Raw genomic sequence first — 15,621 nt, forward strand, 5'->3', positions numbered from 1 at the left:
CGCTCGGCCTGGCCTCGACGCTCGCCGCGCTGGACGCCGGCCGCACCCTCGCCCTCGCCAACAAGGAGTCGCTGATCGTCGGCGGCCCGCTGGTGAAGCGGCGGGCCCGGCCGGGGCAGATCGTCCCGGTCGACTCCGAGCACTCGGCGCTCGCGCAGTGCCTGCGCGGCGGCCGCGCCGAGGAGGTGCGGCGGCTGGTGCTGACCGCGAGCGGCGGGCCGTTCCGCGACCGCACCCGCGCCGAGCTGGGCGACGTCACGGTCGAGCAGGCGCTGAACCACCCGACCTGGGACATGGGCCCGGTCGTCACGATCAACTCGGCGACCCTGGTGAACAAGGCGCTGGAGGTGATCGAGGCGCACCTGCTGTTCGACGTGCCGATGGACCGGATCGAGGTCATGGTCCACCCGCAGTCCTACATCCACTCCATGGTGGAGTTCGCGGACGGCTCGACCCTGGCCCAGACCAGCCCGCCCGACATGCGGCTGCCGATCGCGCTCGGCCTGCAGTGGCCGGACCGCGTCCCGGACGCCGCGCCCGGCGTGGACTGGACGCGGGCCCACACCTGGGAGCTGTTCCCGCTGGACGACGAGGCGTTCCCCGCCGTCCGGCTGGCCCGGCACGTCGGCGCCGAGGGCGGCACGTTCCCGGCGGTGTTCAACGCGGCCAACGAGGAGTGCGTCGAGGCCTTCCGCGCCGGAACCCTGCCCTTCCTGGGGATAGTCGACACCGTCGCGCGGGTAGTGGAGGAGCACGCGGCCGGCGGCGCCCGCCACGGCGCGGACCAGGCGGAGCTGACCGTCGAGGACGTCCTGGCCGCCGACGCGTGGGCCAGGGAGCGCGCCCGTGCGCTGACCGAGACCGGCTGACCGGGGGAGCGGCCCCCGGCGGCGCGACCGTCCGAAGGGGGCCTGCCGGATGGCCTTTCTCCTCGGCGCCGTGGCCTTCGTCGTGGCGCTGCTGGTGTCGGTCATGCTGCACGAGGGCGGCCACCTGCTGACCGCCAAGCGGTTCGGCATGAAGGCCACCCAGTACTTCGTCGGGTTCGGGCCGACGCTGTGGTCCCGGACGCGCGGCGAGACCGAGTACGGGGTGAAGGCCCTGCCGCTCGGCGGGTTCGTCAAGATCGTCGGTTACACGCCGCTGGAGGAGATCCCGGCCGCCGACCGGGAGCGGGCCTTCTACCGGCAGCCCGCCGGGCGGCGCGCCGTGGTGATCTCGGCGGGCGTGGTGGCGAACTTCGTGGTCGCGTTCCTGCTGCTGGCCGTGATGGCGATGACGATCGGGGAGCTGCACCCGGGGACGGCGACCACGCGGGTGGACACGGTGGCGGCGTGCGTGCCGTCCGGCCGGTCGGCGTCCTGCTCGGGGCGTCCGGAGTCGCCGGCGAAGGCCGCCGGGATCCGGCCCGGCGACCGGATCGACCGGGTCGGCGGCACGCCGGTCGCCGACTGGACGCAGTTCCGGAAGGCGCTCGACGCGACCCGTCCGGGGCAGACCGTCCCGCTGGCGGTCGCGCGCGGCGCCGCCCGGCTGACCCTGCCGGTCACCCTCGCCGACGTGGGCGGGGTTTCCTTCCTCGGCGTCTCGTCCAAGATCGTCGGACGGCGCTACGAGCGGCGCGGCCCGGTCGCCGCCGCCGGGTACGCCGGCCAGGCGCTCGGCGCCATGCTGAAGGGCGTCGGCAGGGTCGTGGTGGATCTGCCGAAGGCGCTGCCCAAGCTGTTCTCGCCGCAGCGGTCGCAGACGCCCGGCGGCCAGGTGGGCAGCGTGGTCGGGGCGACCGAGGTGTCCGGGCAGATCTTCTCCTCGCGGGGGACGGCCCGGGACAAGACCTTCCTGTTCCTGCAACTGGTGGTCTCGGTCAACGTCTTCCTCGGCGCGCTGAACGTCCTGCCGCTGCTCCCGCTGGACGGCGGGCACCTGGCGGTCGTGGCCTACGAGCGGATCCGGGCCCGGGCCGCCCGGCTGAGGGGGCGGCCCGACCCCGGCCCGGTGGATATGACGAAGCTCATGCCCGTCACCTATCTCGCGATCCTGTTACTGGTGGGGCTCGGGGTGCTGCTGATAGTCGCGGACCTGTTCAACCCCCTCCAGATACCTGGATGACACCGAATAGCTACAAACAGTGACCGACTTCGTCACCGGAGCGCGTCATGCCACCCGCTCGGTGCGCTTAGGGTTGGGTGGGCGAGAGCGTGAGGGAGTGGGATGAGCGTTTCACTGGGTATTCCGACGATCCGGAGCGGCGGCGGGGAGGCCGGGGCGGCCTGGCCGCTCGGCGAGCGTCGCAAGTCCAGGCAGATCATGGTCGGCAGCGTGCCGGTGGGCGGCGACGCCCCGGTGTCGGTGCAGTCGATGACCACCACGCTCACCGCCGACGTCAACAGCACGCTGCAGCAGATCGCCGAGCTGACCGCGTCCGGCTGCCAGATCGTCCGGGTGGCGGTGCCGTCCCAGGACGACGCCGAGGCGCTGCCGGCGATCGCCCGCAAGTCGCCGATCCCGGTGATCGCCGACATCCACTTCCAGCCGAAGTACGTGTTCGCGGCGATCGAGGCGGGCTGCGCGGCGGTCCGGGTGAACCCGGGCAACATCAAGAAGTTCGACGACAAGGTCGGTGAGATCGCCCGGGCGGCCAAGGACGCCGGCGTCCCGATCCGGATCGGCGTGAACGCCGGGTCGCTCGACAAGCGCCTGCTGGAGAAGTACGGCAAGGCCACCCCGGAGGCGCTGGTCGAGTCCGCGCTCTGGGAGTGCTCGCTGTTCGAGGAGCACGACTTCCGGGACATCAAGATCTCCGTCAAGCACAACGACCCGGTCGTGATGATCGAGGCGTACCGGCAGCTCGCCGCCGCCTGCGAGTACCCGCTGCACCTGGGCGTCACCGAGGCGGGCCCGGCCTTCCAGGGCACGGTGAAGTCCTCGGTCGCGTTCGGCGCGCTGCTCGCGCAGGGCATCGGCGACACGATCCGGGTGTCGCTGTCGGCCCCTCCGGTCGAGGAGGTCAAGGTCGGCTCGCAGATCCTGGAGTCGCTCGGCCTGCGCCAGCGCGGCCTGGAGATCGTCTCCTGCCCGTCCTGCGGCCGCGCCCAGGTGGACGTCTACACCCTGGCCGAGGAGGTCACCGCCGGGCTGAAGGACTTCCCGGTCCCGCTGCGGGTGGCCGTCATGGGCTGCGTCGTGAACGGCCCGGGCGAGGCCCGCGAGGCCGACCTCGGCGTGGCGTCCGGCAACGGCAAGGGCCAGATCTTCGTCAAGGGCAAGGTCATCAAGACCGTCCCGGAGGCGCAGATCGTGGAGACCCTCATCGAGGAGGCGATGCGCATCGCCGACGAGATGGGCGTCGAGATCGGCGAGGACGGCACGGTCAGCGGGCCGGGCGCGACCGTCACGGTCAGCTGATCCGGGTCACGGTCGGCTGATCCGGGTCACGGTCGGCTGATCCGGGTCACGGTCGGCTGACCCCGGCGCGGACGCGCCGGTCCCATCGGATCGCACTGCAGGGCCCTCGGGGTACTCCCCGGGGGCCTTGTCGCGTTCCAGACGGTATTTACCTTTCGCTCACTTAAGCGGCAAAAATCACGAAAGGGCAACCATGTAACAACGATCAGCGTCGTTGGGCTACCTCCGCGACCACGGTGATCGCCAAGATTTCGGGCGAATCACCGTGAACCGGACCCGTTGGAGGGTCCGGTGTGGAGGAGTGGTCTGTGAAGAGACTCGTCATCGTGGCGGCGACGGCCGGCCTGGGCATCACCGCCTTCGGCGCCACCGCCGCCTCGGCCGCCACGGACTCGGCCGACGCCTACAAGGTGTCCAAGGTCAAGTGGCACGCATGCTCCGCCGACTTCGTGCAGACAGTCGCGGCGAACTACGACCCGATCTTCCCGGTCTCGAAGATCGTGCAGTGCGGTGAGCTCCAGGTCCCGCTGGACTACGCCAAGCCGAACGGCAAGAAGATCAGCCTGTTCGTGACGAAGACCCCGCACACGGGCGCCGGCAAGGCCAAGGGCCAGATCGTCGTCAACCCGGGCGGCCCGGGCGGCGAGGGCGGCATCTTCGGTCCCCGCGTCTTCGCCCAGAACTCCCCGGCGATGCGCGCCGCCTACGACGTCATCGGGTTCGACCCGCGCGGCGTCGGAGCGAGCAAGCCGTCGCTGAGCTGCGACACCGCCTACGGCCACGAGCCGCGCCCGGACTACGGCACCGGTGACGCCAAGTCGGTCAAGATCTGGCTGAAGCGCACCTACGCCTACGACGCGGCGTGCAAGAAGGCCGACAAGATCGGTCTGCTGAAGCACATCCGCACCATCGAGTCGGCGCGCGACCTCAACTCGATCCGCCTCGCGCTCGGGAACAAGAAGCTCGACTACTACGGCGCCTCCTACGGCACGTACCTGGGCTCGGTCTACGCGACCATGTTCCCGACCAAGGTGGGCCGCATGGTCCTGGACGGCGTCGTCGGCCCGTCCGACGCCTGGTACAAGGCCAACCTGAACCAGGACATCGCCTTCAACAAGAACATGGAGTACTACTTCGGCTGGGTGGCCAAGTACGACTCCGTGTACCACCTGGGCAAGACCCAGAAGGAGGTCCGCTCCTTCTTCTACGGTCTGCGCGCCAAGATCGCCAAGAAGCCGGTCTACTCGGCGGACAAGAGCGCGGCGGTCAGCTCGGCGAACCTGACCGACGTCATCCAGAACGCCGCGTACCGCCGCAGCGCGTCCATGTGGAACATGATGGCCGCGGGCCTGTCGGCCTACAAGAAGGGCGACATCGCGACCTTCGTCGACACCTACGGTGGCCCGACGAGCGGCGCGGTGGACGACAACACCTTCGCGGTCTACAACGCCGTCCAGTGCACCGACGTGCAGTGGCCGACGAGCTGGAAGAAGTGGCACGCCGACAACACCCGGATCAACAAGAAGGCCCCCTTCTTGACCTGGGGCAACGTCTGGTTCAACTCGCCGTGCCTCGGCTGGCCGGCGAAGGCCTCCAAGCCGGTGAACGTCGGCGCGGTGAAGAACCTGCCGAAGAACATCCTGATGTTCCAGGCGACCGACGACGCCGCGACCCCGTACCAGGGCGCGCTGGACATGCAGCGCCGCCTCAAGGGCTCGCACCTGGTGGTCCAGGACGGCGACCGCACGCACTGCATCGTGCACCGCGGCTCGTCGGCGGTGGACGCCTACTTCGACGCGTACTTCCTCACGGGCAAGCTGCCGTCGAAGCGCACCGTCCACGTCCCGCAGCTGGGCGACCCGACCCCGCCGGCCGGGATGCGCAGCGCCGCCGTGGGTGGTCTGCAGAACGACGTCATCAAGTAGGACGACGTCCCCCCGCCGGGCCCCGCCTCCTCGGAGGCGGGGCCCGGCCCCTTTTTCGGGTCACCCGGAAGGGCCGATAAGAGCCCCGCTTTCCGTTCCCGGCAGATCTCGACCGGATCACGCCGAGGCTTCGGAGTGGTTACAGCATAATTTGGCGGCTGACTTCCCATATGTCGTATTGACGAAGATCGCTCGGAACGTCCATTTCAGGGCTCTCGATCGCGGGAGTCCGAAGGAGGAGTGGTCCGTGAAACGACTCGTCACGGTCGCTGCGGTGACCGGCCTCGGGCTCGCAGGGCTCGGCACGGCCGCCGCCGCCGACCAGGGGGCGGCGAAACCGGCGTCGAAGCTCGCGTGGCACGCCTGCGCGGCCGACATCGTCAAGTCGGTGTCGGCGACCGACACCGCCCAGGCGCAGGGTTCCAAGCGCATCAAGTGCGCCGAGCTCAGCGTCCCGCTGGACTACGCCAAGCCGAACGGCACCAAGATCACCCTTGAGGTGACCGTCACGCCGCACACCGGCTCCGGCCCGGCCAAGGGCCAGATGGTCGTCAACCCGGGCGGCCCCGGCGGCGCGGGCGCCTACTTCGGCGGCCGGGTGTTCAACCAGAGCTCCAAGGCGATGCAGGACGCCTACGACTTCATCGGCTTCGACCCCCGCGGCCTCGGGCACAGCGTCCCGGCCATCCGGTGCGACCTGTCGTACCAGCTCGAGCCCCGCCCCGACTACGGCACCGGGGACCGCAAGTCGGAGAGGATCTGGCTCGCCAGGACCAAGAAGTACGCGCAGGACTGCGGCAAGGCCGACAAGATCGGGTTGCTGAAGCACGACAAGACCATCGACTCGGCCAAGGACGTGGACTCCATCCGCCGCGCCCTCGGCAGCAAGAAGATCGACTACTACGGCGCGTCCTACGGCACCTACCTGGGCCAGGTCTACGCCGCGCTGTTCCCGGGCAACGTCCGCCGCATGGCGCTGGACGGCAACATCGGCCCGAGCGGCGTCTGGTACGACGCGAACCTGCAGCAGGACATCTGGTTCGACCGGAACATGGACTACTTCTTCGGCTGGCTCGCCAAGTGGGACAAGGTGTACCACCTGGGCACGACGCAGAAGCAGGTCCGGTCGTTCTTCTACGACCTGCGCGGCAAGCTGGCCAAGAAGCCGGTCTTCTACAAGGACCCGGAGTCCGGCGAGGTCCTCGCGGTCACGTCCGACTCGCTGACCGACAGCGCCCAGAACGCGGCCTACCGGCGGCTGCCGAGCTACTGGTTCCCGATCGCGGACGGCCTGGCCGCCTACAAGAAGGGCGACACGGCCACGTTCGCCGGCGCGTTCGGCGGCCAGACCACCGGCGAGTCCGACGACAACAGCTACTTCGGGTACAACGCCGTCCAGTGCACCGACGTGCAGTGGCCGACGAACTGGGCCAAGTGGCAGCGCGACAACGACAAGATCCAGCGGAAGCACCCGTTCCTCACCTGGAGCAACGTCTGGTACAACACGCCGTGCCTGTTCTGGCCCGCCAAGGCCGGCAAGCCGGTGGACGTCCGGCACGTCAAGAAGCTGCCGTCGAACATCATGATGTTCAACGCCACCAGCGACGCCGCGACGCCGTACCCGGGCGCGCTGGAGCTGCACCGGGCGCTGAAGGGCTCGCGCATGCTGGTCGAGTCCGACGGCCGCACGCACTGCATCGTGCACCGGGGCAACCCGGCCGTGGACGCGGTGTGGGACACCTACTTCCTGACCGGCAAGCGTCCGGCGAAGGGGCTGACCTACGTCAAGTCGACCGGTGACCCGACGCCTCCGGCGAACGGCCTCACCAGCACGTCCGTCAAGGGCCTGGGGCTCGACATCGCCAAGTAGCCGGTCCGTCGCCGCCGTCGCGGCGGTGCGGTGACCCGCGCTCTCCCGGCCCCCGCCGGCTCCGTGCCGGCGGGGGCCGTTCACCATCCGGCGCCCCCGTCCGGCGTCATGGCCCGAACGGGCGGACGGGCGGAGGGTGACCGCGCGCGGCGGGGACCGTGACCGGTGGAGCCGCCCGGACGGTGACCGGTCGCGTGACGTCTGGAGCGCGCAGCGTGTTCCCGCGTTCTGGTCACGGTTTTATATCTACTCACAACGGGCTCTCCCGCCAGAACCCGAACAAACACCACAATCTGCCTAACTGTTCACGGAGCGATGCCGGGGACCGCCCCCAGACGTCCCCCCCGAGGGGTGCGGTGCGTCCCGGCCGAGGGGGTTTGGTGAAGAAGCTCCTCCTGATCACTACCGCCGCCGCGCTCGGCGTCGGCGGCGCCGCGACGGCCGCGGCCGCCGCGCCGGCCCCGACCGCGCCGCGCGCCGCGGACGCCTCGGCGGTCACCTGGGGCTCCTGCCCCGACGACGGCTACGGCGCGTACTACAAGGCCACCGGCGCCGAGTGCGGCCAGCTCGAGGTCCCGCTGGACTACGCCAGGCCGAACGGCAAGAAGATCTCCATCGCGGTGACGCGGGTGAAGCACACCGACACCAAGGACTACCGCGGTGTGCTGACCTTCAACCCCGGCGGTCCCGGTGGCGGCGGCCTGGTCTACGGCCCCTACTTCAAGCTGCTGCTGAACAAGCGCGGCTACGCGGCGCTCGCCGCCAAGTACGACCTCATCGGCTTCGACCCGCGCGGTGTCGACCACAGCCAGCCCGCGCTGCGCTGCAACAGCGACTTCCAGAAGCCGGTCCGCCCGGACTACAACCCGGGCTCGCGGGCGGAGGAGGCGGCCTGGCTCGCCAAGTCCAAGAAGTACGCGCAGGACTGCCAGAAGAAGTTCGGCTGGCTGCTGCCGCACATGCGGACCACCGACGCCGCGCGCGACCTGGAGCAGGTCCGCCGCACGTTCGGCGCGGACCGCAAGCTCAACTACTGGGGCTTCTCGTACGGCACCTACCTGGGCGCCACCTACGAGACGCTGTTCCCGCGCCAGACCGGCCGGTTCGTCCTCGACGGCAACGTCAACCCGGACCGCGTCTTCTACGACACCCAGCTCGACCAGGACCGGGCGTTCGAGCGGAACTTCAAGCTCTTCAACTCCTGGATCGCCAAGTGGGACTCCAAGTACCACCTGGGCACCACGGCGAAGGCCGTCGAGGCCAACTACTACAAGGCCCGCGCCGCGGCCGCCAAGGCCCCCATCGGCGGGACCATCGGCCCGGACGAGCTGGACGACATCGTCCAGCAGGCCCCGTACTACACCAGTGAGTACATCCCGGTCGCCGACGCGCTGTCGGCGTGGATCGTCGGCAAGGACCCGCAGCCGCTCCTGGACCGCCAGGGCGACACCTCCGACGACAACGGCTTCGCCGTGTACAACGCCGTCCAGGCCGCGGACGCGCGCTGGCCGCGCAACTGGGGCAAGTGGCACAACGACGCGGTCAAGCTGGTGAAGCAGGGCTACCGCTTCAACACCTGGCCGAACGTCTGGTTCAACGCGCCGATCTTCTTCTGGCCGTTCAACGGCGGACCGAGGCTGCACGTCAAGGCGCACAAGACCGAGTCGCCCACGCTGCTGATCCAGTCCACCCTGGACGCCGCGACGCCGTACGAGGGCGCGCTCGTCCTGCACCGCGAGATCAACTCGCGGCTGCTCGCCGAGATCGGCGGCAAGACGCACGCCAACAGCCTCGGCAACCTCTGCCTGTTCACCAAGGCCGTGTCCTACCTGGACGCCGCCTCCGTCCCGGCGGGCGGCCGTGGCGTCGACGACACCTGCGACGCCAACCCGGCGACCAACGACCCGGACCCGACCGCCGTGTCGGCCAAGTCGCTGACCGCCGTCCCCGGCCTGCCCCTGCCCGCGCTGCCCCGGATCCGCTGACCGCGGAGCACGGCGCCGAGCACCACGTGACGGCGCGCCCCGCCTCCACCGAGGCGGGGCGCGCCCCGTTCCGAAGGACCACTGGATGAAGAAGATCGTCATCGCCGCGGCCGCCGCGGTGGTGGGTGTCGGCGGGACCGCGTCCGCCGCTCTCGCGGCCCCGTCGCAGGCCCCGGCCAAGCCGAAGGTCAGCTGGGTCAAGTGCACCGACCCGAAGCTCGTCGAGGCCAAGGCCGACTGCGGCTTCGTGACCGTCCCGCTGGACTACGCCAAGCCCAACGGCAGGAAGATCCAGATCGCGATCTCGCGGACGCACCACACCGACACCAAGGACTACCAGGGCGTCATGCTCGGCAACCCGGGCGGTCCCGGCGGCTCGGGCTACCTGTACTCCGAGAAGCTGCCGCGCTGGATGAAGGGCGTCGGCCAGGGCGCCGCCGCCGCCAAGTACGACTTCGTGGGCTTCGACCCGCGCGGCGTCGGATCCAGCAAGCCGGCGCTGACCTGCGACGCGCACTACGCCAAGCCGCCGCGTCCGGACTACACGCCCACCTCGGCGAAGATCGAGAAGTACTGGCTGGCCAAGTCCAAGAAGTACGCGCAGGACTGCCAGAAGAAGTTCGGCTGGCTGCTGCCGCACATGCGGACCACCGACGTGGCGCGCGACATGGACAGCATCCGCGCGGCCCTCGGCGCCAAGAAGACGAACTACTACGGCTTCTCCTACGGCACCTACCTGGGCGCGACCTACGCGACGATGTTCCCCAAGCGCACCGGCCGCATGGTCCTGGACGGCAACGTCAACCCGAAGACCGTCTGGTACGGCTCGCAGCTCGAGCAGGACAAGGCGTTCGAGCGGAACATCAAGCTCTGGTTCGCGTGGATCGCCAAGTACGACTCGGTCTACCACCTCGGCAAGACCGGCAAGGCCGTCGAGGCGCTGTACTACAAGACCCGCGCCGCCGCCCTGAAGAAGCCGATCGGCGGCCTCGTCGGCGGTGACGAGCTGGACGACATCGTGCTGTCCGCCGGCTACTACACCTCGGCCTACCAGGACCCGGCCGCGGCCCTGTCGGCGTGGATCGTCAAGAAGGACCCGAAGCCGCTGGTGGACAGCGTCGACCCGGGCGACGACGACAACGGCTTCGCCGTCTACAACGCCGTCCAGGGCGCGGACGCCGCGTGGCCGCGCAGCTGGGCCAAGTGGAAGGCCGACGCCAAGAAGCTGGTCCGCCAGGGCTACCGCTTCAACACCTGGAGCAACGTCTGGTACAACGCCCCGGTGCTGTTCTGGCCGTTCAAGGGCGGCCCGGCGCTGAAGATCCAGGGCAAGAAGGGCCTGGGCGGCATCCTGCTCGTCCAGTCCACGCTGGACGCCGCGACCCCGGTCGCGGGCGGCTACGAGATGCACAAGCGCTTCCCGTCGTCGCGCCTGCTGCTGGAGATCGGCGGCAAGACCCACGCCAACACGCTCAACGGCAACAAGTGCCTGGACGACAAGGTCGGCAAGTACCTGTCCACCGGCTGGCTGCCGAAGAGCCGTTCCGGCGCGGACGACTCCTGCAAGGCCGACCCGGCGCTGAACAACCCGGACCCGACGCAGCAGATGCGTTCCGCGGTCGTCAAGGGCGGCAAGGACCTCCCGGTCGGCCGTCTCTGACACCCGGCCACGCGTATCCGGCGTCCGGCCGGTCGTCCCTCTGACGTCCGGCCGTTCGCAGGGCCTTCGGGGCCGCTCCTCCGGGAGCGGCCCCGTTTCCTTTTCCCGCGGACGCCCCAGGGCGGGTCCGGCTTCCGCGGGTTCCTCGGCTTCGCCCGGAAACGCGGGAATCACGGATCGCCGGGCCGCGCGTGACCCGGCCGATAGAACCAGAGGGTGCGCAACCCCATAGCCCACCGCGCGACGGCCGGGGCCGCCGCGGCGGTCGCCGTCCTCACCGTCCTTTCCGTTCCCGCCGCCGCCCGCGAGGCGATCACCTGGCGGCCCTGCCCGAAGAACGACCCGGTCGAGAAGGGCCGGCTGCTCGGCCTGGAGTGCGGCTCCCTCCGGGTGCCGCTCGACCACGCCCGTCCGGGGGGCGAGCAGATCACCCTCGCGCTGACCCGCGCGAAGCACACCGCCGCCCGCTCGCAGGGCGTCGTCCTGCTGAACCGGGGCGGGCCCGGCGCGCACGGCCGCGACATGCCGACGCTGTTCTCCTATGGGATGCCGCGCCGCGTCGCCGCAGCCTACGACTGGATCGGCTTCGATCCGCGCGGCGTGGGCGGGAGCCGTCCGGCCATGGTCTGCGACCGGTCCTACCAGGATCCGGGCCGTCCCCGCGCCGACACCGTCCCGGCGAACGCCGCCGAGGAGCGGGCGTGGCGCGAGCGGGCCACGCGGTACGCCGACGACTGCGCCCGCCGCTACCCGCGCCTGCTGGCGCACATGGGCACCGACGACTGGGTGCGCGACCTCGACGACATCCGCGCGGCGCTCGGCCAGCGGAAGATCAACTACCTGGGCTACTCCTACGGCACCTACCTCGGAACGGTGTACGCCTCGAAGTACCCGAACCGGGTGCGGCGGATGGTGCTGGACAGCGTCGTCCGGCCCAGCGGCGTCTGGTACGCCGACAACCTCGACCAGAACGTGGCGTTCGAGGCGCGGATCCGCGCCTACTTCGCCTGGATCGCCCGCTACGACTCGGTGTACCACCTGGGGACCGACGAGAAGCAGGTCGCCGCCGCCTACCGGCGCGTCCGCGCCGAGGTGAAGGCCCACCCGGTGAACGGCCGGGTCGGCGCGTCCGAGCTGGACGACATGTACCTGTCGGAGGGGTACGGCGACGCCGGGTGGCCCGGCTACGCCAAGCTGCTCTCCGCCTACGTGCACGGCGATCCCCAGCCGCTCGGCAAGGCGTGGAAGAAGCCGACCTTCCTCGACCACAACAACTACGCGGTCTACAACGCCGTCCAGTGCCGCGACGCCGCGTGGCCGCGCGCCTGGCGGCGCTGGCAGAGCGACGCCGTTCGCCTCTACCGCGCCGGTTACACGTTCGAGACCTGGAGCAACACCTGGTACAACGCCCCGTGCGCGAGCTGGCGGGTGCCGGGCGGGCCGCCGCCGAAGGCCGCCGGGCCCGCGAACCTGACGCCCGTCCTGCTCGTCCAGGGCACCGCCGACGCCGCGACGCCGGTCAACGGCGCGGAGGAGACGCACCGGCTGCTGCCGAACTCGCGGCTCCTGCTGCAGGTCGGCGGCGGCAACCACGGCATCACCCTGAACGGCGACTCCTGCGTGGACGGGGCGGTGTCCCGCTACCTCGACACCGGCGCCCTGCCCAGCGCGAACGCCTCCTGCAAGGCCCCGCCGCCGCCCGTTCCGGACGCCTCGGCCAAGCGGGTCCGGCCCCAGGTGGCCGGTCCGGTGTCCGCACCGGTGGGAACGAGGATTTAGTCTTGGTTACGTGGTGCTGACAACGGTGATGGCGGCCCGATAGCCATGCGGATGCTGGGGGCGTCGCCGGTACGGGTGCTGGACGACCGGCACCGCGACGAGGCGCTGCGCATCCTGGACGCCGACCCGGTCGCGAACGTGTTCGTCAGCTCGCGCGTCCACGCGGCCGGGCTCGACCCCAGGCGGCTCGGCGCGCAGATGTGGGGCTACCAGCGGGACGGGCGGCTGCGGTCGCTCTGCTACGCCGGGGCGAACCTGATCCCGGTCAACGCCGGCCCGGACGCCGTGCGCGCGTTCGCCGAACGCGCGCAGGCTCAGGGCCGGCGCTGCTCGTCCATCGTGGGCCCGGTGGACGCGGTCACCGGCCTCTGGGAGATCCTCGGGCCCTACTGGGGCCCGCCGCGCGCCGTCCGCGCGCTCCAGCCGGTCATGGCGACCTCGCAGGCCCCGCTGGTCCCGGCCGACCCCCGGGTCCGCCGGGCCCGGATGTCCGACTTCGACCTGCTCTATCCCGCCTGCGTGGCGATGTTCACCGAAGAGGTGGGGGTCTCGCCGAACGCGGGCGACGGCGGCGTGCTGTACCGGGCGCGGGTCGGCGAGCTGATCCGGTCCGGCCGGTCGTTCGCCCGGATCGAGGACGGCCGGGTCATGTTCAAGGCCGAGGTCGGCGCGGTCACCCCGTACGCCTGCCAGGTGCAGGGCGTGTGGGTGCCGCCCGACCTGCGCGGCCGGGGCCTCTCGGTGGCCGGCATGGCGGCCCTGGTCGCCGAGTCGCTGCGGTCGATCGCGCCGGTCGTGTCGCTGTACGTCAACGACTACAACGTCCGGGCGCGCGCCGCCTACCGCCGGGTCGGCTTCGACGAGATCGGCGAGTTCAAGTCGATCCTCTTTTAGCCCTGCCCCCTCGGCTTGGCCTCGCCCCTGCGGCTTGGCCTCGCCCCTGCGGCCTAGCCTCGCCCCTCCGGCCTAGCCTCGCCCCCTCGGCTTGGCCTCGCCCCTGTGGCCTGAACACGGCGGCCCGTCCGCCGGACGGGGTCAGGTGACCAGGAGGGTCAGCAGGCGGCCGAGTTCGGCCGCCGGGTCGCCGGTGAGGCCGGCGTGCACCGGACCGGGCTGGACGATCGTGCTGCGCGGCGCGGTCAGCCAGCGGAACCGCCCGCCCGGCGGCTCCGCGGCGGCCTGGCCCGCGTCCGGCCCGCCCCGGCACAGCCCGGAGACGGCGGCCAGCGCCGTGCGGACGCCGTCGAGGTCCAGGGACGGGTCGAGGGCGAGCAGGCGCGGCTCGTCCAGGTGCGTCGCGCAGCCCAGGTACTCCAGCGCGCGGCAGTAGACGACCACCCCGACGTTCATGCACTCGCCGCGCTCGACGCGCGGGACCACGCGCAGCGCCGCGTACTCGAACACCTGCAGCCCGGACGCCGTCGCGCCCACGTTGGCCTTGCCTGGCCGGATGGAGTTCACGCCGGACCTCCCAGCCATCCCGGCCGCTTCTCGCCGCGCCGCTCGTCGGTGTGCGGCCGCCGGTCGGTGACGTCGAGGGACGGCAGCCAGTCGCGCGGGTTCGCGATCCGCCGGGTCAGCACGCGGACGTAGGCGTCGCGGACGTCGGCCGGGGAGTCGAAGCCCGGCTCGCCCTCCAGCCAGGCGTCGGGGACGAGCTCGGTCAGCTCGCGCAGCAGGTCCGAGGTGATCTTGGGCAGGTACTCGGCCTCGGCCTCGGGGAGCCGCCGGGCGAACGGGGTGAGGACGTGGTCGTCCACGTCGTAGGGGCCCGCGAACAGCCGGTCGGCGTTGGCCCAGGCGTGGTGGAAGATCAGGCTCGCGCCGTGGTCGATCAGCCAGACGTCCTTGTGCCAGACGAGCATGTTGGGGTTGCGCCAGCTGCGGTCGACGTTGCCGATGAACGCGTCGAACCACAGCACGCGCGAGGCGAACAGCGGGTCGGGCTGCCAGCCGATCGGGTCGAAGCCGAGCGAGCCGGGCAGGAAGTCGACCGCGAGGTTCCAGCCGGAGCTGGCCTTGAGCAGGTCCTGCACGTCGGGGTCGGGCTCGTGCCGGCCGATCGCCGGGTCCAGCTCGATGATCCGCAGCTCGGGGGTGCGCAGGCCCAGCCGGCGCGCCAGCTCCCCGGCGATCACCTCGGCGACCAGGGCCTTGCGGCCCTGCCCGGCGCCGTGGAACTTCATGACGTAGGTGCCGAGGTCGTCGGCCTCGACGACGCCCGGCAGCGACCCGCCCTCGCGGAGCGGTGTCACGTACCGGATGGCGGTTACGAGCGGCAGCACACGCGAAACGCTATCGGACGCGATGATGTGCCCATGACCTTCGTGGACCTGACGCATCCCGTGGAGAGCGGCATGCCGGTGTATCCCGGCGATCCGGAGGTGCTGGCGGAGGCCGCGCTGACCGTCCCGGCGGACGGCGCGAACGTGGCGCGTCTGCACCTCGGCTCGCAGTCGGGGACCCACGTGGACGCGCCGTTCCACATCGACGACGCGCTGCCGCGGATGGCCGAGCTGCCGCTGGAGCGCTTCGCGGGCCCGGTCGTGGTCATGGACGCGACGGGCGTGCCGGGCCGGGCGATCGGGCCGGACGCGCTGCCGGACGGGCTGGCGCCGGGCGTGGTGCTGCTGGTGCGTACGGGCTGGTCGGAGCGGTGGGGGAGCGAGGAGTACTGGACGTCCGCTCCGTACCTCGCGCCGGAGACGGCCGCGGCGGTCATCGCCGCCGGGGTCCGGACGGTCGGTGTCGACACGCCCAGCGTGGATCCGTCGGACTCCCTGGACGCGCACCGGGTGCTGCTCGGGGCGTCCGCTGTGGTCTGCGAGAACCTGACCGGGCTGGAGGCGATCACCGGACCCGCGGAGGTGACGCTGTTCCCGCTGCGGCTGGAGGGCGCGGGCACGGGCGACGGGGGGGCCGGGGGGGGCGGGGCCCCCCGGGGGGCCCCCCCCCCCCCCCGCGCGGGAGAGGGCACCGCGGCAAAACAGGCACAAA

At 71.2% G+C, this 15,621-nt stretch carries 12 protein-coding genes; 10 read left to right on the top strand and 2 right to left on the bottom strand.

Going from position 1 to position 15,621, the window contains the following annotated elements; all coding sequences use genetic code 11:
- The 9 genes from AB0J52_RS08100 to AB0J52_RS08140 all read left to right on the top strand — a co-directional run.
- The coding region (locus AB0J52_RS08100) for a 1-deoxy-D-xylulose-5-phosphate reductoisomerase (RefSeq protein WP_500180844.1) at positions 1-869 on the top strand (869 nt) is incomplete at its 5' end.
- 49 nt (positions 870-918) lie between these two features.
- Positions 919-2,109: a M50 family metallopeptidase gene (locus tag AB0J52_RS08105; RefSeq protein ID WP_500180845.1), complete on the top strand. Its 1,191-nt coding sequence runs from the start codon at positions 919-921 to the stop codon at positions 2,107-2,109.
- Positions 2,110-2,211: 102 nt separating this feature from the next.
- Positions 2,212-3,405 (top strand): flavodoxin-dependent (E)-4-hydroxy-3-methylbut-2-enyl-diphosphate synthase, encoded by a 1,194-nt coding sequence (gene ispG, locus AB0J52_RS08110; RefSeq protein ID WP_500180846.1) that lies wholly within the window; start codon positions 2,212-2,214, stop codon positions 3,403-3,405.
- Between the two features lie 308 nt (positions 3,406-3,713).
- A complete protein-coding gene (locus tag AB0J52_RS08115) occupies positions 3,714-5,330 on the top strand; it encodes an alpha/beta hydrolase (protein ID WP_500180847.1) in 1,617 nt (538 codons plus the stop codon).
- A 247-nt stretch (positions 5,331-5,577) separates the two neighbouring features.
- The gene (locus AB0J52_RS08120) at positions 5,578-7,200 is read left to right on the top strand and encodes an alpha/beta hydrolase (RefSeq protein WP_500180848.1); all 1,623 of its coding nucleotides are present in this window, start codon (positions 5,578-5,580) and stop codon (positions 7,198-7,200) included.
- Positions 7,201-7,580: 380 nt separating this feature from the next.
- Positions 7,581-9,185 (top strand): alpha/beta fold hydrolase, encoded by a 1,605-nt coding sequence (locus tag AB0J52_RS08125; RefSeq protein WP_500180849.1) that lies wholly within the window; start codon positions 7,581-7,583, stop codon positions 9,183-9,185.
- An 85-nt stretch (positions 9,186-9,270) separates the two neighbouring features.
- Complete coding sequence (locus AB0J52_RS08130) at positions 9,271-10,845, top strand: alpha/beta hydrolase (RefSeq protein ID WP_500180850.1); 1,575 nt, start codon at positions 9,271-9,273, stop codon at positions 10,843-10,845.
- A 216-nt stretch (positions 10,846-11,061) separates the two neighbouring features.
- Entirely contained in the window at positions 11,062-12,624 is a 1,563-nt protein-coding gene (locus AB0J52_RS08135; RefSeq protein WP_500180851.1) for an alpha/beta hydrolase, read from the top strand.
- Positions 12,625-12,675: 51 nt separating this feature from the next.
- The gene (locus AB0J52_RS08140) at positions 12,676-13,518 is read left to right on the top strand and encodes a GNAT family N-acetyltransferase (RefSeq protein ID WP_500180852.1); all 843 of its coding nucleotides are present in this window, start codon (positions 12,676-12,678) and stop codon (positions 13,516-13,518) included.
- Between the two features lie 141 nt (positions 13,519-13,659).
- Here AB0J52_RS08140 and AB0J52_RS08145 read toward each other — a convergent pair whose 3' ends face one another.
- Both AB0J52_RS08145 and AB0J52_RS08150 read right to left on the bottom strand, forming a co-directional pair.
- Complete coding sequence (locus AB0J52_RS08145; protein WP_500180853.1) at positions 13,660-14,085, bottom strand: DUF3037 domain-containing protein; 426 nt, start codon at positions 14,083-14,085, stop codon at positions 13,660-13,662.
- Complete coding sequence (locus AB0J52_RS08150) at positions 14,082-14,909, bottom strand: HipA family kinase (RefSeq protein ID WP_500180854.1); 828 nt, start codon at positions 14,907-14,909, stop codon at positions 14,082-14,084. The genes AB0J52_RS08145 and AB0J52_RS08150 overlap by 4 nt, the downstream gene beginning before the upstream one ends.
- A gap of 33 nt (positions 14,910-14,942) precedes the next feature.
- Here AB0J52_RS08150 and AB0J52_RS08155 point away from each other — a divergent pair.
- The coding region (locus AB0J52_RS08155; protein ID WP_500180855.1) for a cyclase family protein at positions 14,943-15,621 on the top strand (679 nt) is incomplete at its 3' end.

The organism is Spirillospora sp. NPDC049652, assembly GCF_040675125.1.
Classification (GTDB): Bacteria; Actinomycetota; Actinomycetes; order Streptosporangiales; family Streptosporangiaceae; genus Spirillospora.